The organism is Shewanella chilikensis (assembly GCF_037953065.1).
Classification (GTDB): domain Bacteria; phylum Pseudomonadota; class Gammaproteobacteria; order Enterobacterales; family Shewanellaceae; genus Shewanella; species Shewanella chilikensis.
On the sequence record NZ_CP149966.1, the window covers coordinates 260564 to 281484 of the forward strand.

Here is a 20921-nt window from a genome sequence, read left to right on the forward strand (position 1 = left end):
AATCTAGGAAAATTAAGATGTCTATTGCACAGAAAAACACAGATGTAAAAAAAGTTGTCCTGGCCTACTCCGGCGGCCTGGATACCTCGGCCATTATTCCCTGGCTGAAAGAGAACTATAACAACTGTGAGATCGTCGCCTTTTGTGCCGATGTTGGACAAGGGGAAGCCGAACTCGAAGGTTTGACAGAAAAGGCGTTGGCCTCCGGCGCCAGTGAGTGTCATATTGTTGATTTGAAAGAAGAGTTTGTTAAAGACTACATCTATCCTACCATAGCGACCGGTGCCATCTACGAGGGAACCTATCTGCTGGGAACCTCCATGGCCAGACCCATCATCGCCAAGGCTCAGGTGGAAGTGGCCCGTAAGGTCGGCGCTGACGCCCTGTGTCACGGATGTACCGGTAAGGGTAACGATCAGGTGCGTTTCGAAGGCTGTTTCGCTGCACTGGCGCCGGATCTGAAAGTGATTGCCCCTTGGCGTGAGTGGACCATGGAGAGCCGTGAAGATCTGCTGGCTTACCTGGCCGAGCGCAACATCAAGACCTCGGCTTCGGCCACCAAGATCTATAGCCGCGACGCCAACGCCTGGCATATCTCCCACGAAGGTGGGGAACTGGAAGATCCCTGGAATGAGCCCAGTAAAGAGGTCTGGACCATGACAGTCGATCCGCTGGATGCGCCAGATGAGCCTGAGTATGTCAGCCTGAAAGTGGAAAACTGCCGGGTGACTGAAGTCAACGGTGAAGCCCTGAGCCCCTATGCGGCGCTGATGAAGCTGAACCAGATTGCTGCCGCTCACGGTGTTGGCCGTATCGATATCACTGAAAACCGGCTGGTGGGGATGAAGTCCCGTGGCTGTTATGAAACACCGGGCGGCACTGTCATGTTTGCTGCTCTGAGAGCGGTAGAGGAGTTGGTGCTCGACAAGACCAGCCGTAACTGGCGTGAACAGGTGGCCGCTCAGATGGCACATCTGGTCTATGATGGCCGTTGGTTTACGCCTCTGTGCAACTCGCTGTTAGCGGCATCCGAGGCACTGGCCCAGGACATCAACGGCGAAGTGGTGATCAAGCTCTTCAAGGGCCAGGCGGTTGCCGTGAAGAAACGTTCTCCCAATAGCCTGTATTCCGAGGCGTTTGCCACCTTCGGTGAAGACACGGTTTACGATCAGAAACACGCCGAAGGCTTTATCCGCCTCTACTCATTGGCGAGCCGTATTCGCGCGCTCAACAGCAAGTAAGCGTCAATATATCAGGGGCGCATCGGCGCCCCTTAGTTTTTATGCCCGAGAAAGAGGACCTTATCATGGCTTTATGGGGTGGCAGATTCAGCGGTCAAAGCAGCGAACTTTTCAAACTCTTCAACGATTCCCTGCCGGTGGATTTCCGTTTACTGGAGCAGGATATCCAGGGCTCAGTCGCCTGGGCCGAGGCGATAACCCAGGCCGGCGTGTTAACCCAGGAGGAATGCCAGGCCCTGACTCAGGCGCTGGCTGAGTTGCTCGCAGAAGTTAAAGATACGCCGGAGCAGATCATCGCTTCCGGCGCCGAAGATATTCACAGTTTTGTGGAATCACAGCTGATCGCCAAGGTGGGTGACTTGGGTAAGAAGCTGCACACCGGCCGTTCGCGCAATGATCAGGTGGCGACCGATCTCAAGCTGTGGTGCAAACAGGAAGGCGCACACCTGCTGAGTCTGTTGATCGAAGTCAAACAGGGGCTGCTGGCTTTGGCCGAGCGTGAGTTGGATGCCGTGATGCCGGGATATACCCATCTGCAGCGGGCACAACCCGTGACCTTTGGCCACTGGGCTTTGGCTTATGTGGAAATGTTTGAGCGGGATATCAGCCGCTTGGAGGATGCACTGAATCGCCTCAACACCTGCCCTCTGGGTTGTGGCGCCTTGGCGGGTACAGCTTATGCCATCGACCGTCAGGCGCTGGCGGCCAGCCTGGGCTTTGCCTCTGCTACCCTCAACAGCCTGGACAGCGTGTCTGATCGTGACCATGTGATCGAGCTCTGCAGCGATGCCTCTATCAGCATGATGCACTTAAGTCGTATGGCCGAAGATATGATCTTCTTCAATTCCGGCGAAGCCAATTTTATCGAGCTGGCCGACAATGTCACCTCAGGTTCTTCCTTGATGCCGCAGAAAAAGAACCCCGATGCGCTTGAGCTTATCCGCGGTAAAGCGGGCAGGGTATACGGCAGCTTGATGGGGATCCTCACCACCATGAAGGCGCTGCCACTCGCCTACAACAAGGATATGCAGGAAGACAAGGAAGGCTTGTTCGATGTGATGGATAGCTGGAGCCTGTGTTTGAAAATGGCGGCTCTGGTGCTCGAAGGTGTCAAGGTTAACCGTGACAATGCGCTGGCCGCAGCTCAACAGGGATACGCCAATGCCACTGAGCTGGCGGACTATCTGGTGGGTAAAGGCATGCCATTCAGACAGGCACACCACGTTGTAGGTGAAGTGGTGTTGCATGCCATTGCCGAGGGTAAGCCGCTGGAAGCCTTGCCACTAGAAGTCTTGCAAGGCTATGCCGACATCATAGCGGAGGATGTTTATCCGCATCTGAGTATCGATTCTTGCCTGGCGAAGCGCAATATTCTCGGCGGTACCGCGGTAGAGCAGGTCAAGGCCGCACTGACAGCCAAGCAGGCCAAATAGAAGCTATCCCTCGGATTCGAGCCAAACAAAAACGCGCCAATCGGCGCGTTTTTAATGTTTAGCAGACGGTGTTAAACAGACTGTTACTGGAACAGCTCTTCTGGCGGTGTTTCGATAAAGATGTCGCTGTCATCTTCGGCGCCAGTGGCGTATTCCTTGGGTTCGGTACCCTGAATAAAGTACTCGAAGTCGCTGGTGTAGTCTGTCTTACGTGACAGCTTGCCGCTATCCAAATCAATACGCACCGAAACGATTCCAGCCGGAGGAATGCTGGGTTCTTCCGGCGTTCCTTCCAGGGCATCGCGCATAAACTCGTTCCAGCCTGGGCCCGCGGTCTTGGCACCGGATTCGGCCCCAGAAATCTGATCTTTGGCGCCGCTGGCATTCCAGGCGGTACGTCCCAGCTCACGGCCATGGTCATCGAAGCCGACCCAGACAGTGGTGGCAAGCTTAGGATTGTAGCCACTGAACCAGGTGTCCCGCGATTCGTTGGTTGTTCCCGTTTTACCGGCTATGTCATGGCGTTTGACCACTCTGGCGGCGCGCCAGGCGGTACCGTTCCAGCCAGTGCCCTTGCTCCAGTTACCGCCACCCCAGATAACACTCTTGAGGGCATCGGTGATCAGGAATGCGGTCTGCTCGCTGATCACTTGCTTGGCGTGACGTGCACTTGGGCTGTCACAGCTGAAAGGATCTTCCTGAACCAGGGGCTGCTGCGGCTCTTGCATAGTCAAATTGGTTATCGCGTTATCCGCCATATCTTCTTCAGGCTTAAGTGGCGCGTCGCAGGCCAGGGCAGGATGAGCCAGCTCAAGGATTTCGCCCTGAGCATTCTGGATCCGTTTGATGAAGTAAGGCTCAACCAGATAACCCCCGTTGGCGAAGGTCGAGAAGGCTGTGACCACCTGCAAAGGTGTTGCCGATGGCGAACCCAGCGCCAGAGACTCGTTGCGGTTGAGCTCTTTGGCATCGAAACCAAATTGCACCAGTTTGTCGATGGCGGCATCCAGTCCAACATAGCGTAGGGTTCTCACCGACATCACGTTGATAGACTGGGCCAGCCCCAGACGCAGCCTGGTGGGGCCGCCGTATACGTCGGGTGAGTTCTTGGGACGCCAAGCCGTACCTTGGCTGAGATCCGGTTTGTTGATAGGCGCGTTGTTGATCAGTGTCGCCAGGGTATAGCCTTTCTCCAGCGCCGTAGCATATAGGAAAGGTTTTATGTTGGAGCCCAACTGACGCTTGGCCTGAGTTACCCGGTTGTACTGGCTCTGACTGAAGCTATAACCACCGACCAGTGCCTGAATTGCACCATCTTTAGGATCTATCGAGACTATGGCGCTGGCAACCTGAGGCACCTGAGCCAATTGCCAGATATCGCCGTTATGACGTACCCAAATCTGCTCGCCTACTTTCAGGAACTGTTCGGCTTTCTTCGGTGGTGCGCTCTGGCGTTTGTCACTGATAAATTTGCGGGCCCATTTGAGGCCATCCCAAGGCAGAGTGAGCTTTTCTCCCGAGGCGAGCAGGACCTGTGCCTGCTGTTCCTCTACTTGCAATACGGCGGCAGGCCTGAGCTCTTGAATGGGCATGGTTTTCTTCAGAGTAGCAATCAACTCGCTCTCATCAGGTTGTTTGTCTGTCCATAGAACCGCTTCAGGACCTCGATAGCCATGGCGTTCATCATAGGCGTAGACATTGTTGCGCAGTGCCTTCTGGGCTTTTAACTGCAGTGATGAGTCTATGCTGGTGTAAACATCGTACCCACCGGTATAGGCTTCCTCTTCACCGTATTTTTGCACCATATAATCTCTGGCCATCTCTGAAATATAGGGGGCGTAGAGATCGATTTCGGCGCCATGGTATTTGGCGGTAATAGGTTGAGCACTGGCTTCGTTATATTCACTCTGGGTGATATAGCCGACCTCCAGCATACGGTTGAGCACCAGGTTACGACGGGTCAAAGCTCGGCTGGGGGAGGTGATAGGGTTGAGTGTTGAAGGGGCTTTTGGCAAGCCGGCGATAACTGCCATTTCAGCAAGCGTCAAGTCTTTGACTTCCTTGCCATAATAAACTTGAGCCGCGGCGCCAACCCCGTAGGCCCGCTGTCCAAGATAGATACGGTTGACATAGAGCTCCAGAATCTCATCTTTAGTCAGCAGCTGCTCTATGTGGATAGAGATAAATATCTCTTTGACTTTACGAATAATTGTCTTGTCTCGGGTCAGGAAGAAGTTCCTGGCCACCTGCATGGTAATGGTACTGGCGCCCTGCTTTTTTTCGCCGGTGGCCAGCATAACCAGTGCGGCCCGCGCTACCCCTATGGGATCGACGCCTTTGTGTTCATAAAAACGTGAATCTTCGGTTGCCAGGAAGGCCTGCAATAACGGTTTTGGCACATCGGCCAATTCCAACGGGATCCTGCGCTTTTCACCGAATTGTGAGATCAGCTTGCCGTCACTGGAATAAACCCTTAGTGGCGTTTGCAGTTGCACTGTCTTGAGTGTGGCGACATCCGGGAGTTCGGGGAGGACGTAGAAGTAGGCTCCAACGATAGCTGCAACCCCCAAAAGGGCCAGACTAAATAGAGCTATGAGTATACGTTTTAACCACTTCACGAGATTATTCCAAAACTTGCTGCGGGCACAATAGTATATAAGGCGTTTTGTGCAGGGTGAAGCAAAAAGGCAGCGTCAAAAAATTAGCCGTTGTAATGTGCTCAAACATTTTATACAAAGAGGCGTAACAATTTGAAAATGTGCTACTCTAAAACCTAACAATAACAAAGTGACAAAGGACTATGCTTTCGAATCTATGGAAGCGTCAGGCTCCGCAAATGGTGGGTATTGACATCGGTTCTCACGAGGTCAAGGCAATCCTGCTGGGCAAGACAGGCGATGGTTATAAAATCCAGGCTTATGCCGTAGCTCCTGTTAAAAAAGGGGCCATCAATGATCATGATATTCGCGATCCTGAAGCTGTCATTGAAGCAATGAAACAGCTCAAGAAGCAATTGCCCAAAGCAACTAAATTTGCTTCCGTAGCTGTATCCGGATCAGCCGTAATGACTAAAGTCATCTACATGGATGCCTCTCTGAGTGAGGTGGAAATGGAGGCACAGATTGAGATTGAAGCGGATAACCTTATTCCCTATTCACTTGATGAAGTCAGTATTGATTTTGAGACGCTGAGCGTTAACAAGACAGATCCCAGTAAGGTTGATGTTTTGCTCAGTGCTTGCCGAACCGAAAATATCGATGCCAGAATCGATGCGCTGGACAGTGTTGACCTTGAGCCCAAAGTCGTTGATGTAGAAGGTTATGCTTTAGGCCGTTCCCTTGAATTGGTCTTGGGACAGCTGCCGGACGGCGCGGCAGATCAGGTGGTCGCTTTAGTTGATATTGGTGCCAATATGACTACCTTCGCGGTAGTGGAAAAAGGGGAAACGGCCTTTATCCGCGAACAGGCGTTTGGTGGTGAACTCTTCACTCAATCTATATTGTCTTTTTACGGCATGTCCTATGAACAGGCGGAAAAGGCCAAGATAGAAGGTGATCTACCTCGCAATTATATGTTTGAGGTGTTATCGCCATTCCAAACGCAATTATTGCAACAAATAAAACGCACGCTGCAAATATATTGCACTTCCAGTGGTAAAGATAAAGTCGATCATTTGGTGCTTTGTGGCGGCACTTCCAAATTAGAAGGTATGGCTAATCTTCTGACCAATGAATTAGGTGTTCATACTATAATTGCCGACCCCTTTCAGGGAAGTTTGCATGCAGACGATTCAGTAAAAAATGCCCTGCAACCCCATATCAGTAAATACATGGTGGCCTGCGGCCTGGCGCTGAGGAGTTATGGTCAATGGCGAACATAAATTTATTACCATGGCGCGAAGAAGCCAGGGAAAAACAGAAACGTGACTATATAGGGATTTTGGCTGCTGTTTTTATTGGCGCCGCGTTGTTGGTTTACATGGCACTGAACTTTATCGGTTTGATGACAGAGGACCAACGTCAGCGAAATGCTTATCTTCAATCAGAAATTAGTTTGCTAGACAAGCAGATAGCTGAGATTACCAAGATCAAACAGCGCAAAAAGGATATTGAACGTCGCACCGAGATTATTCTTAACCTGCAACAGGCGCGTAATTTGCCAACCCACGTATTGGATGAGCTGGTACGGGTTATTCCGCCAGGCATCTATCTTTCCAGCATAGAAAAGAAAGGCAGCCTGATCTGGATCGAAGGCCGCAGTGAGTCCAATAACAATGTCGCCAACATGATGCGAAAAATTAAAGCATCAGAGTGGCTTCAGGACCCGAGTATGCAGTCGATAGTTTCTCAGCAGGAAGAACTCAGAGAGCTGCAACGCTTCAGTCTCAAGGTCAGTATTAAGGGAGCAAACCGGCTTGAGGGGACGGCACAGATGGCGAAAGGAGCGGGCAAATGAGTTTCGATTTGAGCCAGTTCAATGACCTGGACATGGAGAATATCGGCGCTTGGCCGACTCAGGTCAAGGCTGTGTTTGCCGGCTTGCTGGCAATTCTGGTGTTCGTTGGTGGCTATTATCTGTTTGTTTCAGATGCCATAGATATCTATCAGTCTGAACAAGTTAAAGAGCAACAACTGCGTGATGATTTCAAGCAAAAGTATCTTTTGGCCGCTAACCTGAAATTATATCGGGAGCAGTTGGTGCAGATGGAAGCGCAATTTGCCGAATTGCTGAAGATGCTGCCATCTGAAAACGAAATGCCGGGTTTACTCGATGACTTGACCTATGTGGCTACAGATGCCGGGTTGAAGATCCAAAGTCTGGATTGGGACGCTGAGATCCAGCGGGACTTCTACATTGAATTCCCGATACGTATGGCCGTGACCGGCGATTATCACCAACTGGGCCACATGGTCGGCGGAGTTGCCAAGCTGCCGCGGATTGTCAGTCTGCATGATTTTGTTATTAAGCGTGACCCATCGGGCATCTTGGCGATGGAGATCCTTGCCAAGACCTACAGATTTAAAGAAGGAACGGAATTACCGCCGGAGAAGGCTAAGGGGAAAGGTAAATGAAACGACTCATTACCCTGACCGCTGCGGTGCTATTGCTGAGTGGCTGTATCGGTGACAGAGCGGATCTTGAGGACTTTGTTACCAGCACCAAGGCCCAGCCGGTTGCTCCAATCCCGCCGCTGAAAGAGCCGCCTCAGTTTGAGCACTTTGATTATCAGGCCGATATGATGCGTAGCCCCTTTGTACCGCCTTCCCGAGAGCTGACGGAAGAGGTGATAGACACCACCAAGGACTGCCTGCAACCGGATCTCAAGCGTCGCAAGGGCCGTCTCGAAACCTATGCTCTGGATAATCTCAAGATGCGAGGCACCTTGAGTGAAGACAAGGTGGTTTGGGCCTTGGTGGAAACGACCGATGGCAATGTCTATCGCATGGGAGTCGGTGAGTATTTGGGACTCTATCATGGCCGGATAGCTAAAGTGTCAGCACAGTATATCGATATCATTGAATTAGTACCGGACGGTTCCGGCTGCTGGACAGAGCGCAACAGCAGCCTGGAATTGACCGGAGAATAACAAGCGAAGGATGAGGGAATAATGGAATCTTCTGCCGCGAATATCACCCTAAAAAATGCAGCCAAATGGATGCAGTATGTCCTGGGCAGCTTACTCATCCTGGGGCTCAGTCCCTATGCTGATGCTTCCAACAAGCTGGTGGATGTTAAGTACCATGCCATTGTGGATCATCAACTGGAATTGGAGTTGGTGTTTGACAAGCCGATATCTGAGCCGGAAATCAATTTGAATGCTGATCCTGCCAGTATCCAGTTGGACTTCAGCGACAGTATTTCTGCGCTGGAAAAAGCACAGATCCCTATTAACACTGCCGGGGTTGAGCAGCTGTCCAGCATGCAGGACGGCGACAAGTTGCAACTGGTTTTGGCACTGAAAAAAGTGAAACCTTATCAGGGTAAGGCCGTGGGTAACGTCTATCGTTTGACTGTCAATGATGAAGTCATGGAGCCCCAGAGCAAGGCCAGTAGTCCGTTTGTTAATAGCATAAAAAATATCGATTTCCGTCGCTTGGGGGATAAGGGTGGCGAACTGCTGGTTGAGCTGCGTAACTCATCGGTTGCCGCCAATGTGGAGCAGGTCGGTTCCAGGCTGGAACTGAAGCTGTACAACACAGATATTCCATCTGACATGCTTTATGTTATGGATGTACAAGACTTTGCCACCCCGGTGAAGAGTTTTGAGACCTTCAAAGAGGATCTGACCAGTCGAATCCTGATCGATATCAAGGGCGACTACGAATACAACTACAAACAAGACGGTAATATGTTCACCTTGGCGATGACCGAGGTCGAGCGTGCAGTTCAGTTGGAAGAAGAGAAGAAATACTCGGGCAAGACTCTGTCGCTCAATTTCCAGAATATTTCTGTCAGAACCGTGCTACAGATTATTGCCGATTACAACGACTTCAACCTGGTGACCAGTGATACAGTCGAAGGTAGTATCACCCTGAGACTGGATGACGTACCTTGGGATCAGGCGCTGGATCTTATCCTGCAGACCAAGGGGTTGGATAAGCGAATCGAAGGTAACATTCTTATGGTAGCGCCGGCTGAGGAGCTTGCCATACGTGAAGAAAACCAGCTCAAGAACAAGAAAAAAGTCTCTGAAGAGTTGGCGCCACTTTACTCGGAATATTTGCAGGTGAACTATGCCAAGGCCACCGAGATTGCCAGCTTGTTGAGGGGAGAAGGCTCAAGCCTATTGTCCAAACGTGGCACAGTTGCCGTGGACGAAAGAACCAACACTCTGCTGGTTAAAGACACAGCCGATATTCTGGAAAATGTGCACAAATTGATTGAAGTGCTGGACGTGCCTATTCGTCAGGTGTTGATTGAAAGTCGTATGGTCACGGTTAAGGATGATGTTGCTGAGGATTTGGGTATCCGGTGGGGGATTACAGATCAGCAAGGCAATAAAGGTACCTCGGGTAGTTTGGAAGGCGCTCAGGACATTACCAACGGCACCATTCCATCCATAGGCGATCGTCTCAATGTGAACCTGCCGGCGGCTCCTAGCAATGCTGCCAGCATAGCTTTCCATGTTGCCAAACTGGCCGACGGTACTGTTTTGGATTTGGAATTGAGTGCGCTGGAGCAGGAAAATAAGGGTGAAATTATCGCCAGCCCCAGAATTACCACCTCAAATCAGAAAGCCGCTTATATTGAGCAGGGTGTCGAGATCCCTTATGTGGAATCGGCTTCCAGTGGCGCGGCTACAGTACAGTTCAAGAAAGCGGTATTGTCGCTACGGGTAACACCACAAATTACCCCGGATAATCGTGTGATACTGGATCTGGAAATCACTCAGGATTCCCAAGGTAAGATAGTACAGACTCCGCTGGGAGAAGCTGTTTCCATCGATACCCAGCGCATTGGTACCCAAGTGTTGGTGGACAATGGTGAAACCATAGTGCTGGGGGGGATTTATCAACAGAACTTGATCAGCCGGGTCAGCAAGGTGCCTGTATTGGGGGATATTCCCCTGGTCGGTTTCCTGTTCCGTAATACTTCGGACAAGAATGAGCGCCAGGAGCTGTTGATCTTCGTAACGCCCAAGATAGTAACTGAAGAAATTTAGGGAAGGTGCGATAAGTCCTCGTGACGTTCTCTTTTGTAGAGCGTGGTTTGGACTGCAATTGGCGTTCAAGGCATCTGATTGAGGCCATGCCAGGGTCTGCCTAAGTTTTTTCCAAACCTGTAAAACCTCAACCAAAGCCAGTGCCAGTCGCTGGCTTTGATGTTTGGGCGCGGGGAAATTTGGCTTTAATAGTCGGCATTACTTGCCTTGAATGTCCTTAAGCTGAGATAATCCCCGGTCAAGTCTCATAAGAGCAAGGTAACAAATCCCGTCGATTTGATAGTAAGTCGACATTCGGCAAACTTTTCATAAGATTCAGACGTACAAGAAATGGCTGAAAAACGTAATATTTTTCTGGTAGGCCCTATGGGCGCAGGCAAGAGCACCATAGGTCGTCATCTGGCACAAATGCTGCACTTGGAATTCCACGATTCAGATCAAGAGATTGAAAATCGCACCGGCGCTGACATTGCCTGGGTATTTGACGTTGAAGGCGAAGAAGGTTTCCGTCGCCGCGAGGCTCAGGTGATTTCCGATCTGACCGAGAAACAAGGCATAGTTCTGGCAACCGGTGGTGGCTCAGTTCAAAGCAAAGATATCCGCAACTTCCTCTCTGCCCGCGGTATTGTGGTGTATTTGGAAACCACTATCGATAAACAAGTGGCCCGCACTCAGCGCGACAAGCGTCGCCCCTTGCTGCAGGTCGATAACCCTCGTGAAGTGTTGGAAGCACTGGCAGACGTGCGTAATCCTCTCTATGAGGAAATCGCCGATGTTATCGTCAAGACAGACGAACAAAGCGCCAAAGTGGTGGCCAATCAAATCATTGAACAATTAGGTTTCTAGGACGCAAGATGCAACAGATCCGGGTTGATTTAGGTGAACGTAGTTATCCTATCTTCATTGGCCAGGGTCTGTTGGCCCAGAGCGATTGTCTTACGGCGAGCATCTCGGGGAAAAAGGTCCTCATTGTCTCCAATGACACAGTAGCTCCTCTGTATCTGCAACCCTTGCAGCGTCTTCTGCTGCCCGCGGCTCAGGTTTTTGCTCATATTTTGCCCGATGGTGAGCAGTTCAAGACATTGGCACAGCTCGAAAGCGTATTTACGGCTTTGCTTGAGCACAACTGCGGTCGTGATGTGGTGCTGGTGGCACTCGGTGGTGGAGTTATTGGTGATATGGTCGGCTTCGCTGCCGCCTGTTATCAGCGGGGCGTGGACTTTATCCAGATCCCCACTACGCTTCTGTCTCAGGTCGATTCCTCTGTGGGCGGCAAAACAGCGGTCAATCATCCGCTGGGCAAGAATATGATAGGCGCTTTTTATCAGCCACAACTTGTGCTGATAGATACCCTGTGCCTGAAGACTCTGCCGGCACGTGAATTTTCCGCCGGTATGGCCGAAGTGATCAAATACGGCATCATTTGGGATGCTGATTTTTTCCTGTGGCTCGAAAACAATGTCGAGTCACTCAAGTCGCAGCAGCCAGAGGCGCTGGCTTATGCTATCCGTCGCTGCTGTGAGATAAAAGCCGAAGTGGTTGCCGAAGATGAGACAGAGCAAGGGGTTCGTGCCCTGTTGAATCTGGGGCATACCTTTGGTCATGCCATTGAGGCCGAAATGGGCTATGGTAATTGGCTTCATGGTGAAGCGGTTGCCGCTGGCACAGTCCTTGCTGCACAAACGGCAAAAGCCATGGAACTGATTGACGAGTCAATTCTCTGTCGCATCAGGGCGCTGCTACAGGCGTTCGACTTACCGATAACTGCACCAGAGTCCATGGATTTTGAAAGCTTTATCAAACATATGCGGCGTGACAAAAAAGTTTTGGCTGGGCAAATTCGCTTGGTTTTGCCCACTGATATGGGGCAGGCCGGTATTTTTGCTCAAGTGCCGGAATCCCTACTTGAACAGGTGATCTGCCGCGCTTGAACCTTGATGGGTGACAATGGTGGCAACCGAAGAACTTCTCCTGCCCTCGCAAGAGGCACTGTTACAAAGATTACAGCATCTGGCCTGTTACGGTCAGCAGCTGGTTTTGTTGCAGGGGCAGGTTGGAGCCGGTAAGACACGGCTGTTGACCGCCTTGGCCAATGTGCTCGATGAGCATAATCTGGCGTTGGTCACTTGTCCTCAACATGCGGATGCCGCCGAAATAAGGCGCAAGTTGCTGATCCAACTACTGCCCGATCCTCTGTTTGACGACGAACAACCCCTGGCCGATACCCTGCTGCGTTATCTGGGTGAGATGCGCAAGCCTATCCACATTTTGATCGACGATGCCGACAACATGCCGCTGGTGCTCTGGGCCGAGTGTTTGTTGTTGACTCAGCTACAGGCCAGAGGTGAAGCTATCACGCTGACCTGTTCTGTCTCTCCGGAATTTGCCGAGCAGTTACAGCTGCAACTGCCTAAAGCACAGAAACCGCAGGTATTGCCGGTTAAGCTTGAGCCGCTTTCTCTGGCCGAGCGTGAAGGGCTGTATCAAACTTTGTTGACCCGCAGTGCGGTGCATACTTTTACGCCTCGGGCCATAGTGGTCAAGCAATTGGAGCGGCAACAAGGGACACCGGCCGAGGTTTTGGCATTGCTGGAGTTGGCCTTGAACGGTGAGCCGCCGAGACCAAGGGTATTCCCGTGGAAGACCTTACTGATATCGAGCCTTGCTGTGCTGAGTTGTTTGGCACTGCTCTGCTGGTATCTGTTGCGTTCGACCGAGCCTCTGCCCGAACTGACCAAGTCTGCCTTGGTACTGGAACATAGGACAACTCCCTTAAGCCAATTTGCCGAGCGCTGGCTCGATAATGAATCGGAATCGGCCTCGAAAGTTCTCAGCTCGGCTCCTGTATATATTCGTCTTGAACAACCGCGAAGCCAGAGCCTTGTTTCACCAGCGATTGACTCGCAGCAAGACCCGAAACCAGCTCAGAAAACAGAGTCCCAAGCGGATAGTCAGTCGACCCCAGAGCCGGAAACTGGTTCTGAACTGCTCAGCGATGCCAAAGCGGCGCTGGATGTAAAAACCGCTCCTGTTACCCAAAAGCCGCAGGTCAAAGAGGCTGCCTCTGCCTCTATGAATAATGAAGCGCAGGAAACTCAAGCTCAATCTGAGCTTGAACAAGAGCCCAGTGCCGGCGTGCTACCGACACAAGGTTACACCTTGCAATTGGTAAGTCTGAAACGCGAGTCTTCACTGACGACATTTATGATTAAGCTGAAAAAAGTGAAAAATGTCAGAGTGGCCAAACATAAGGATTGGTGGGTGGTATTGGTAGGAGAATATGCCAGCAAGCAAGAGGCCATCGAAGCCGGGAAGGTATTGCAGCTGTCTTTGGACCTGCCTCAACCTTTGATTAAGTCCTGGCAATCACTGCAACACTATCGCTTACAAGCTGGCCTAAGTAACAGTGAAATTTCATCTTAAACCGAGTACAATCCTCACTTTCGTTTTTCCGGGCACCGATCAATTTTAATGAAGAAAAAACAAAGAGCCTTTCTCAAGTGGGCCGGTGGTAAATTTAAACTGGTTGATGCCCTGACTCAGCACTTGCCCAAGGGCGAGCGCCTGGTCGAGCCCTTTGTCGGTGCCGGTTCTGTGTTCCTCAACACAGATTACCCCAGTTACCTGCTGTGCGATATCAATCGTGATCTGATCGATCTCTACTCCATCATTCAGACTCGTCCGGAAGCATACATAGGGGCGGCGGCCGAGTTGTTTGTACCGCAGATGAACGACAAAGAGCAATACTATCTGATCCGAGATAAATTCAACCGTAGTCGCGATCCCTTCGATAGAGCTATCTATTTTCTCTATCTCAATCGTTTTGGTTTTAATGGCTTATGTCGTTACAACCGTAAAGGCTCATTCAATGTGCCCTTCGGTTCCTACAAGAAACCGTATTTCCCCGAGAAGGAAATACGTGGCTTTGCCGTCAAGGCACAAAATGCCGAATTTCGCTGTATTGGCTACGAGCAGGCGTTTGCCCTGGCCCAAAGCGGTGATGTAATTTATTGCGATCCGCCATACGCCCCCCTATCAACCACCGCCAGCTTTACTACTTATGTTGGGGCTGGCTTCTCTTTGGATGATCAGGCGCTGCTGGCCAGGCACTCTCGTCATACCGCCATTGAGCGTGGCATTCCAGTGCTTATCAGCAACCATGATATTCCGCTGACCCGTGAGCTTTATCATGGCTCGAGAATGGAAACGATTCAGGTGCAGCGTAACATCAGCCAGAAGGGCAGCACCAGAACCAAGGTGAATGAACTGATGGCTTTGTACGACGAAACCTATCACAACGAAAACGACTGACGCTTGCTGCCCACGGCAATCAGGCGAGTACTCGATTTACCAGCAGCAATAGTCCAACCACCAAGAATGCTGCCAGCAACACGCCTGTGATTATGTAGGGAAGCGGAGAGGAATTGGCGCTGAAGTCCCTGGCACGATTGGACTCACTCTGCACCCCGAAGAAGGCTGCCAGCGTACTGTAAAGGTAACGCCAGTAGCGGCCAAGCATCTAAAAACCGTTGTTGGAATTTGCCGGGGCGATATCGTCAACCGGTTTGCGTTGATGGCCGTGCAGCAACTCCATCAAGTCGACAAAATGGAACTGACCCGAACGACTCTTGCCGCTGAACCATCCCCTCCAACTCAAGTCATCTTCCTGAGTCGCACAGCGATTATTGGGATGGCTGGAAGGCAGACTGGGATTGTAGTCATTTTCCTGGCTGTAGCTACAGGCCAGATTGTTCGTGGAAGAACCCAGGCTTTGGAAGCCAACGGCAGTCGCTCCCACCACGCCAGCGGCGGCAGCGAGTATGACTGCTGACTTAATGCTGTGTGTGAAAACCTGCGGTTTCTGGTTCATCCTGTTCCATCCCCAAATGTGACATCGGTCGATTATAACAAAGCCGTTGATAAATTGAACAGCTTTTTACCAAGTAACAACCTTATTCCAACTTATGATGCTTTTCAACGGTAGAAATGGGCGCCAGGCTATAGAGCCCGAGCGCCTTGGCGGGTAAAATAGGCGACTTCTTAAACATCCTGTGAGATTGCTATGCGCCCATATCTTATTGCTCCTTCCATTCTGTCTGCCGATTTCGCCCGTCTGGGTGATGATGTTAAAGCCGTATTGGATGCGGGGGCCGACGTGGTTCACTTCGATGTGATGGACAACCATTATGTACCTAACCTGACCATAGGCCCCATGGTCTGTAAGGCGTTACGTGACTATGGCATTACCGCCGAAATCGATGTGCACCTGATGGTGAAGCCGGTTGACCGCATAGTGCCTGATTTTGCCAAGGCGGGGGCTTCTATTATCACTTTCCATCCTGAAGCCAGCGAGCATGTGGACCGCACAGTGCAACTCATCCGTGACCACGGCTGCAAGGCCGGCTTGGTATTCAACCCTGCCACGCCGCTGCACTACCTGGACTATGTGATGGATAAGCTGGATGTGATTTTGCTGATGTCGGTTAACCCTGGGTTTGGTGGTCAGTCATTTATTCCATCGACACTGGACAAACTGGCCGAAGTACGTCGCCGTATTGATGAGAGTGGCCGCGATATCCGTCTGGAGGTCGACGGTGGTGTTAAGGTGGACAATATAGCCGAAATTGCTGCTGCTGGCGCCGACATGTTTGTTGCCGGTTCAGCCATCTTTAGCCAGCCTGACTATAAGGCGGTTATCGACCAAATGCGCAGCGAACTGGCGGGAGTGTAAGTTATGATCGCAAGCAGTATCAGCGCGATCGCCTTTGATTTGGATGGCACTCTGGTTGACAGTGTGCCGGACTTGGCCGCCGCGACCCAAGCGACACTTGCCGATATGGGACTGCGTGGTTGCACTGAAGATCAGGTACGCAGCTGGGTTGGCAATGGCACAGAGATGTTGATGCGCCGCGCGCTGACCTCGAGCCTGGGAGCTGAACCGGATGCCTCTGTCATGGCCGATGCCATGCCGGTATTTATGAAGCATTATGAAGCCTGCCTTGAGCGTTACAGCAAGCTGTATCCCGGGGTTGAGTCTGTGCTCAGAACTCTGCAGCAAAGAGGTTTCAGGCTGGCTGTGGTCACCAACAAGCCTTATCGCTTTACCATCCCCTTATTGCAGGCTTTTGGTATTGAGTCGTTCTTCAGTGAAATTCTCGGCGGAGATTCTCTCACCAAGATGAAGCCGGATCCCTTGCCATTGACTCATCTGCTGGAGAAATGGCAGTTGCAGCCTCAGCAGATGTTGATGGTGGGTGATTCCCGTAACGACGTTCTGGCGGCGAAAGCTGCAGGTATTGCCTCAATCGGCTTGACCTATGGCTACAACTACGGTGAAGATATTGGGCTTTGCGGCCCAGATGCCGTATGCGATCATTTTGAGCAAATTTTGGCGCATTTGCCGCCACAGCAATCGGAGTAATGAAATTCATGAGCAGTCCCAAACCCATAGTATTGAGCGGTGCCCAGCCCTCAGGCGAGTTGACCATAGGTAACTACATGGGTGCCCTGCGTCAGTGGGTAGCCATGCAGGACAGCCATGATTGCCTCTATTGTGTGGTGGATCTGCACGCCATCACTGTGCGCCAGGACCCCAATGCCTTGCGTGAAGCTTGCCTGGACACATTGGCGCTGTACCTTGCCTGTGGTGTCGATCCCAAGAAGAGCACAGTATTCATTCAGTCACAGGTGCCGCAGCACACTCAACTGGGCTGGGTACTGAACTGTTACACCCAGATGGGGGAACTGAGCCGCATGACTCAGTTCAAGGACAAGTCGCAAAAGCACGCCAACAATATCAACGTCGGGTTGTTCGGTTATCCTGTGCTGATGGCGGCCGATATCCTGCTGTACCAGGCCAATGAGATCCCTGTCGGTCAGGATCAGAAACAGCATCTGGAATTGACCCGGGATATCGCCACCCGCTTCAATAACGCTTATGGTGACACCTTCACTGTGCCTGAGCCTTTTATCCCTGAGCTGGGTGCCAAGGTGATGTCGCTGCAGGATCCCACCAAGAAGATGTCCAAGTCAGATGACAACCGCAACAATGTCATCGGCCTGCTGGAAGATCCCAAGGCGGTGATGAAGAAGTTGAAAAAGGCGATGACCGACAGTGACGAGCCACCTGTGGTGCGTTTCGATATAGACAACAAGCCTGGGGTGTCCAACCTGCTGAGCCTGATGTCCGGGGTGACAGGCCAGAGCATAGCCGAACTGGAAGCCGAGTTTGAAGGCAAGATGTACGGCCATTTGAAAGTGGCTGCCGGTGAAGCCGTGGTTGGTATGTTGGAGCCACTGCAACAACGCTTCCGTGAGTTCCGCGAAGACAGAGCCTTCCTGGAGTCTGTGATGAAGCAGGGCGCCGAAAAGGCCCAGGCCCGCGCCGAAGTCACAGTGAAGAAAGTCTATGAGAAGATAGGTTTGCTGGTGTAATTCCGCCAATCTTGAGAGCCGACCTACAAGGTCGGCTTTTTTGTGGCTGCGTTCGAGTTACTGCGGTTGCGGCTGGCTTGCCATCAACATCAGCCAATCGGCAAAGGCCGCAATGGCCGGCTCTTTGAGGCGCCGCTCTTTACAGCAAAAAGTGAATTCAAACCCTGTGTGCACGTCCGGCAGTTCAGCTTCTATCAAACGGCCGCTGGCAATATCATCCTCCACCATAAAGTCTGACGCCAGTGCTATGCCTTGACCGGCAATAGCCGCTTCTATGGCCATCAACACATGGCTGAAAATATGCTGCCTGTGATTGGGGGTCAGAGTTACGGCGTTGGCCTCGGCCCAGCGGTTCCAGTCCAGTCCCAGTGGGCCTTCATCCACGGTCAACAGTGGATACTGCTGCAGACTCTGAATCGTTATTTGTCCGGCTCTGGGCGGTAACTGTGGGCTACAAACCGGAATAAGCCGTTCCTTGTGCAGCACAGTCTGCCAGTATCCCCGTCGTTTGAGACCTCCGCTGATAAAGAGATCGGCTACACTGTCGCTGAGCTCGGGATCTTGGGCCACCATCTCCAGCCTTATCTGTACCTCGGGGTGACGGCGGCGAAAGTCGCTGAGTCTGGGGATCAACCATTTAACCGCAAAAGAGCTGTAAACCGCCAGTTTCAGCTCACGATTGGGCTCGCCGAACAAACGGCCAAGGTCAGCCAGTTCGTTGAATATTCGCTCCAGTTCTTCGTAGAGGATCTCCCCCTTGGGTGACAGTTTAAGGCTGCGCCCCTGACGCAGAAACAGAGGCTCGTCAAAGTGTTCCTCTAACAACCTGACCTGGTGGGATACGGCGCTCTGGGTGATACAAAGCTCTTCGGCAGCGCGGGAAAAATGGCTCTGGCGTGCTGCCGCTTCGAACACCTGCAGCGCTCTCAAAGGGGGAAGTTTTCGCATTGGCGACTCTGTTTTGATATTTAGTATGAATTTAATTCATTTATAGGTAAAAAACATCATTTCAATTTGGTTTTTAACCCGGATATGATGCCGCCGATTGAGAGTCGTTCAGGGTAACCAAGATGCAGAGAACCGTAGCTATCGGTTTGATTTTATTGACCGTAGGAAATCTCTTCAGTGCATTTTATGATGTGTCGGTCAAATGGTTGCCGGATGATGCCAATGCGGCGACCTTTCTGCTGGTGCGCCAGGTAACGGCGGTACTTATGTTGCTGCCTTTATGGATCAAGGCCGGTCGCCCGGGCACCTCTCATTTTAAGCTCCACCTTTGGCGTGCCAACACAGGAGCTGTTGGCGCGCTCTTTTTGATTATTGGCCTGATGGCGCTGCCCTTGGCGACTGTCAGCTCGCTATTCTATTCGGCGCCATTGATGATAATGGTGCTCGGCGCCGTATTTTTGAAGGAAAAGATCACGCCGTTGCAGTGGGGTATTGCCGCGCTGGGATTTGTCGGTATCTTGTTGATCCTAAAACCCAGTGAGCTGGAACTTGCCGGTATCGCTGTGTTGGTTTCGGCCTTTACCTTCTCCTTGAACCAGATGAGTCTGCGAAAGCTGCCCAGTACTGAGGCCGCCAGCCTGACTTTGCTCTGTTACAACCTGCTGAGTCTACCGCTGACTCTGTTGGTGGCACTGTCGCAGCAATTGGCCGGGCTCAGTTGGCAACTACTTGGGGTGGCGCTGTTATCCAATGCTTTCCTGCTGGCGTATCACTGGTTCTGTGTTCTGGCTTATCGCAGGGCCAAGGCCAGTGAAATTGCCGTGGCTGAATATAGTGGACTGATCTTTATCGTCTTCCTGGGTTGGCTGCTGTTCGATGAGTGGCTGGATACCCTGAGTTGGGTTGGGGCCGCATTGGTGGTGCTGCCAACCTTGTGCCTGCCTGCCATTGCCAAGCTGATGAAAACCCGTGAACTGAAAGCACAAGAGCCGGTATAACCGGCTCTTGTTTGCATAGACGAGGGATTTGGCTGTTAAGGGGTGACGTAGTCGAACACCTTGATCACCTTACGTACCCCCGCGGTATTGCGGGCAATTTCCACTGCCAGATCGGCTTGCTCGCGCTCGACCAAACCCAGCAGAAAGACTTCACCGTTCTCAGTGATCACCTTGATCTTGGTGACATCCAGATTCTTGTCGTTGAGCATCCGTCCCTTGACCTTGGTGGTGATCCAGGTGTCGTTGCTGCGGGTGGTAAAGGATGTCGGGTTACCAATACGGATCTGGTTGTGGATCTTGCCACCCAGTTGCAGCTCTTTGACCAGCCGAATCGCCTTGTCTCTAAGCATGGAGTTGGGCGCCTGACCTATCATCAGTACATTGCCGTTCATACTGACGCCGGTGATATTGGTCTGATTCTTCAGATCCTCCTCCGCGCCCAGTACGCTGGAGATACTAAAATCGGCATTGGTATCATCCAACTGGGTTTTGAGCGAGCGCTCATCGTTGACCACCATGGCGCCGCCGACTGCACCCACCATTACGGCTCCGGCACAGCCGGTCAAACTGGTAAGCAGTAGACACAGGGGCAGCAGACGTCTCATTGATGCTCGTCCTGCGGGAACAGGGTACGGTCAATGTTGTCACACAGGCAGTGGATAACCAGCAGGTGCACTTCCTGAATACGCGCAGTGACATTGGAAGGAACGCGGATCTCCACATCATTGGTGCTCAGCAATCCGGCCATGGCTCCGCCATCTTTACCCGTGAGCGCCACTATGGTCATATCCCGGCTCAGTGCAGCTTCCATCGCCTTGATAACGTTGCCTGAATTGCCGCTGGTGGAAATGGCCAGCAGTATGTCACCGGGTTGGCCCAGTGCCAGGATCTGCTTGGAAAACACTTCGTCATAGCTGTAATCGTTGGCGATGGCCGTCAGAGTTGAGGTGTCTGTTGTCAGAGCTATGGCCGGCAGCGGTGGACGCTCCACTTCGTAGCGGTTCAGCAGCTCGGCGGAAAAGTGTTGGGCATCACCGGCACTGCCGCCATTACCGCAGGCAAGGATCTTATTGCCACCCAACAGACATTGCACCATCATTTCTGCGGCCTTGGAGATGGACTCAGGCAGCGCCTCTGCGGCGTCAATCTTGGTCTGAATCGACTCGGTGAAGCTGTCTTTGATACGTTCTAACATGGATAAGTC

Annotated in this window: 21 protein-coding genes; 15 read left to right on the top strand and 6 right to left on the bottom strand. The window is 51.8% G+C overall.

Annotated elements, in window-relative coordinates:
• The first annotated feature begins 17 nt into the window (after nucleotides 1-17).
• Entirely contained in the window at nucleotides 18-1241 is a 1224-nt protein-coding gene (locus WKR14_RS01285; protein ID WP_025889296.1) for an argininosuccinate synthase, read from the top strand.
• A gap of 65 nt (nucleotides 1242-1306) precedes the next feature.
• Nucleotides 1307-2674 (top strand): argininosuccinate lyase, encoded by a 1368-nt coding sequence (gene argH / locus WKR14_RS01290; RefSeq protein WP_101057629.1) that lies wholly within the window; start codon nucleotides 1307-1309, stop codon nucleotides 2672-2674.
• Nucleotides 2675-2757: 83 nt separating this feature from the next.
• On the opposite strand, the gene WKR14_RS01295 is transcribed toward argH, so the two are convergent.
• Nucleotides 2758-5292, bottom strand: a complete 2535-nt coding sequence (locus tag WKR14_RS01295; protein ID WP_339087236.1) for a PBP1A family penicillin-binding protein — start codon at nucleotides 5290-5292, stop codon at nucleotides 2758-2760.
• A 182-nt stretch (nucleotides 5293-5474) separates the two neighbouring features.
• Here WKR14_RS01295 and WKR14_RS01300 point away from each other — a divergent pair, with 182 nt between their 5' ends.
• The 9 genes from WKR14_RS01300 to WKR14_RS01340 all read left to right on the top strand — a co-directional run bounded on the left by WKR14_RS01300 (nucleotide 5475) and on the right by WKR14_RS01340 (nucleotide 14648).
• On the top strand, nucleotides 5475-6554 hold the full coding sequence (locus tag WKR14_RS01300) for a pilus assembly protein PilM (RefSeq protein ID WP_101057337.1): 1080 nt from the start codon (nucleotides 5475-5477) through the stop codon (nucleotides 6552-6554).
• Nucleotides 6542-7129 (top strand): PilN domain-containing protein, encoded by a 588-nt coding sequence (locus WKR14_RS01305; RefSeq protein ID WP_039035982.1) that lies wholly within the window; start codon nucleotides 6542-6544, stop codon nucleotides 7127-7129. The genes WKR14_RS01300 and WKR14_RS01305 overlap by 13 nt, the downstream gene beginning before the upstream one ends.
• Nucleotides 7126-7746, top strand: a complete 621-nt coding sequence (locus WKR14_RS01310) for a type 4a pilus biogenesis protein PilO (RefSeq protein ID WP_039035983.1) — start codon at nucleotides 7126-7128, stop codon at nucleotides 7744-7746. The genes WKR14_RS01305 and WKR14_RS01310 overlap by 4 nt, the downstream gene beginning before the upstream one ends.
• Nucleotides 7743-8261 (top strand): pilus assembly protein PilP, encoded by a 519-nt coding sequence (locus WKR14_RS01315; RefSeq protein ID WP_039035984.1) that lies wholly within the window; start codon nucleotides 7743-7745, stop codon nucleotides 8259-8261. Before WKR14_RS01310 ends, WKR14_RS01315 begins: the two co-directional genes overlap by 4 nt.
• Nucleotides 8262-8330: 69 nt before the next feature.
• Nucleotides 8331-10337: a type IV pilus secretin PilQ gene (locus tag WKR14_RS01320; RefSeq protein ID WP_373296865.1), complete on the top strand. Its 2007-nt coding sequence runs from the start codon at nucleotides 8331-8333 to the stop codon at nucleotides 10335-10337.
• Between the two features lie 330 nt (nucleotides 10338-10667).
• A complete protein-coding gene (aroK, locus tag WKR14_RS01325; RefSeq protein WP_025011596.1) occupies nucleotides 10668-11183 on the top strand; it encodes a shikimate kinase AroK in 516 nt (171 codons plus the stop codon).
• Between the two features lie 8 nt (nucleotides 11184-11191).
• Nucleotides 11192-12268, top strand: coding sequence for a 3-dehydroquinate synthase (gene aroB / locus WKR14_RS01330; protein ID WP_226565724.1), 1077 nt, complete (start codon nucleotides 11192-11194; stop codon nucleotides 12266-12268).
• 16 nt (nucleotides 12269-12284) lie between these two features.
• Nucleotides 12285-13760, top strand: a complete 1476-nt coding sequence (locus tag WKR14_RS01335) for an AAA family ATPase (RefSeq protein WP_339087238.1) — start codon at nucleotides 12285-12287, stop codon at nucleotides 13758-13760.
• Nucleotides 13761-13808: 48 nt separating this feature from the next.
• Nucleotides 13809-14648, top strand: a complete 840-nt coding sequence (locus WKR14_RS01340) for a Dam family site-specific DNA-(adenine-N6)-methyltransferase (protein WP_101057329.1) — start codon at nucleotides 13809-13811, stop codon at nucleotides 14646-14648.
• Nucleotides 14649-14667: 19 nt separating this feature from the next.
• On the opposite strand, the gene WKR14_RS01345 is transcribed toward WKR14_RS01340, so the two are convergent.
• Both WKR14_RS01345 and WKR14_RS01350 read right to left on the bottom strand, forming a co-directional pair.
• Entirely contained in the window at nucleotides 14668-14856 is a 189-nt protein-coding gene (locus WKR14_RS01345) for a DUF2970 domain-containing protein (RefSeq protein ID WP_101057327.1), read from the bottom strand.
• Nucleotides 14857-15207, bottom strand: coding sequence for a hypothetical protein (locus tag WKR14_RS01350; protein ID WP_101057325.1), 351 nt, complete (start codon nucleotides 15205-15207; stop codon nucleotides 14857-14859).
• Nucleotides 15208-15399: 192 nt separating this feature from the next.
• Between WKR14_RS01350 and rpe the strand changes: the two genes are divergently transcribed.
• Genes rpe through trpS form a run of 3 tightly spaced genes read left to right on the top strand, consistent with a single transcriptional unit; the run spans nucleotide 15400 to nucleotide 17771 of the window.
• The gene (gene rpe / locus WKR14_RS01355) at nucleotides 15400-16068 is read left to right on the top strand and encodes a ribulose-phosphate 3-epimerase (protein ID WP_039035991.1); all 669 of its coding nucleotides are present in this window, start codon (nucleotides 15400-15402) and stop codon (nucleotides 16066-16068) included.
• A 3-nt stretch (nucleotides 16069-16071) separates the two neighbouring features.
• Nucleotides 16072-16758: a phosphoglycolate phosphatase gene (locus tag WKR14_RS01360; RefSeq protein WP_283103281.1), complete on the top strand. Its 687-nt coding sequence runs from the start codon at nucleotides 16072-16074 to the stop codon at nucleotides 16756-16758.
• An 8-nt stretch (nucleotides 16759-16766) separates the two neighbouring features.
• Nucleotides 16767-17771: a tryptophan--tRNA ligase gene (gene trpS, locus WKR14_RS01365; RefSeq protein ID WP_025011602.1), complete on the top strand. Its 1005-nt coding sequence runs from the start codon at nucleotides 16767-16769 to the stop codon at nucleotides 17769-17771.
• A 57-nt stretch (nucleotides 17772-17828) separates the two neighbouring features.
• Here the strand turns inward: trpS and WKR14_RS01370 are convergent, their stop codons facing one another.
• Nucleotides 17829-18719, bottom strand: a complete 891-nt coding sequence (locus WKR14_RS01370; RefSeq protein WP_101057323.1) for a LysR substrate-binding domain-containing protein — start codon at nucleotides 18717-18719, stop codon at nucleotides 17829-17831.
• Nucleotides 18720-18841: 122 nt separating this feature from the next.
• Here WKR14_RS01370 and WKR14_RS01375 point away from each other — a divergent pair, with 122 nt between their 5' ends.
• Complete coding sequence (locus tag WKR14_RS01375) at nucleotides 18842-19717, top strand: DMT family transporter (RefSeq protein WP_101057321.1); 876 nt, start codon at nucleotides 18842-18844, stop codon at nucleotides 19715-19717.
• Nucleotides 19718-19752: 35 nt separating this feature from the next.
• On the opposite strand, the gene WKR14_RS01380 is transcribed toward WKR14_RS01375, so the two are convergent.
• Together WKR14_RS01380 and WKR14_RS01385 are read right to left on the bottom strand one after the other, a co-directional pair.
• Nucleotides 19753-20322: a BON domain-containing protein gene (locus tag WKR14_RS01380; protein ID WP_101057319.1), complete on the bottom strand. Its 570-nt coding sequence runs from the start codon at nucleotides 20320-20322 to the stop codon at nucleotides 19753-19755.
• Nucleotides 20319-20912: a phosphoheptose isomerase gene (locus WKR14_RS01385; protein ID WP_039035996.1), complete on the bottom strand. Its 594-nt coding sequence runs from the start codon at nucleotides 20910-20912 to the stop codon at nucleotides 20319-20321. The genes WKR14_RS01380 and WKR14_RS01385 overlap by 4 nt, the downstream gene beginning before the upstream one ends.
• Nucleotides 20913-20921: the final 9 nt, after the last annotated feature.

Excerpts from the sequence above, each read along its gene's own strand:
- WKR14_RS01285 (WP_025889296.1), top strand. The coding sequence starts at position 18 with ATGTCTATTGCACAGAAAAACACAGATGTAAAAAAAGTTGTCCTGGCC.
- argH (WP_101057629.1), top strand. The coding sequence starts at position 1,307 with ATGGCTTTATGGGGTGGCAGATTCAGCGGTCAAAGCAGCGAACTTTTC.
- WKR14_RS01300 (WP_101057337.1), top strand. The coding sequence starts at position 5,475 with ATGCTTTCGAATCTATGGAAGCGTCAGGCTCCGCAAATGGTGGGTATT.
- WKR14_RS01305 (WP_039035982.1), top strand. The coding sequence starts at position 6,542 with ATGGCGAACATAAATTTATTACCATGGCGCGAAGAAGCCAGGGAAAAA.
- WKR14_RS01310 (WP_039035983.1), top strand. The coding sequence starts at position 7,126 with ATGAGTTTCGATTTGAGCCAGTTCAATGACCTGGACATGGAGAATATC.
- WKR14_RS01315 (WP_039035984.1), top strand. The coding sequence starts at position 7,743 with ATGAAACGACTCATTACCCTGACCGCTGCGGTGCTATTGCTGAGTGGC.
- WKR14_RS01320 (WP_373296865.1), top strand. The coding sequence starts at position 8,331 with ATGCAGTATGTCCTGGGCAGCTTACTCATCCTGGGGCTCAGTCCCTAT.
- aroK (WP_025011596.1), top strand. The coding sequence starts at position 10,668 with ATGGCTGAAAAACGTAATATTTTTCTGGTAGGCCCTATGGGCGCAGGC.
- aroB (WP_226565724.1), top strand. The coding sequence starts at position 11,192 with ATGCAACAGATCCGGGTTGATTTAGGTGAACGTAGTTATCCTATCTTC.
- WKR14_RS01335 (WP_339087238.1), top strand. The coding sequence starts at position 12,285 with ATGGTGGCAACCGAAGAACTTCTCCTGCCCTCGCAAGAGGCACTGTTA.
- WKR14_RS01340 (WP_101057329.1), top strand. The coding sequence starts at position 13,809 with ATGAAGAAAAAACAAAGAGCCTTTCTCAAGTGGGCCGGTGGTAAATTT.
- WKR14_RS01345 (WP_101057327.1), bottom strand. The coding sequence starts at position 14,856 with ATGCTTGGCCGCTACTGGCGTTACCTTTACAGTACGCTGGCAGCCTTC.
- WKR14_RS01350 (WP_101057325.1), bottom strand. The coding sequence starts at position 15,207 with ATGAACCAGAAACCGCAGGTTTTCACACACAGCATTAAGTCAGCAGTC.
- rpe (WP_039035991.1), top strand. The coding sequence starts at position 15,400 with ATGCGCCCATATCTTATTGCTCCTTCCATTCTGTCTGCCGATTTCGCC.
- WKR14_RS01360 (WP_283103281.1), top strand. The coding sequence starts at position 16,072 with ATGATCGCAAGCAGTATCAGCGCGATCGCCTTTGATTTGGATGGCACT.
- trpS (WP_025011602.1), top strand. The coding sequence starts at position 16,767 with ATGAGCAGTCCCAAACCCATAGTATTGAGCGGTGCCCAGCCCTCAGGC.
- WKR14_RS01370 (WP_101057323.1), bottom strand. The coding sequence starts at position 18,719 with ATGCGAAAACTTCCCCCTTTGAGAGCGCTGCAGGTGTTCGAAGCGGCA.
- WKR14_RS01375 (WP_101057321.1), top strand. The coding sequence starts at position 18,842 with ATGCAGAGAACCGTAGCTATCGGTTTGATTTTATTGACCGTAGGAAAT.
- WKR14_RS01380 (WP_101057319.1), bottom strand. The coding sequence starts at position 20,322 with ATGAGACGTCTGCTGCCCCTGTGTCTACTGCTTACCAGTTTGACCGGC.
- WKR14_RS01385 (WP_039035996.1), bottom strand. The coding sequence starts at position 20,912 with ATGTTAGAACGTATCAAAGACAGCTTCACCGAGTCGATTCAGACCAAG.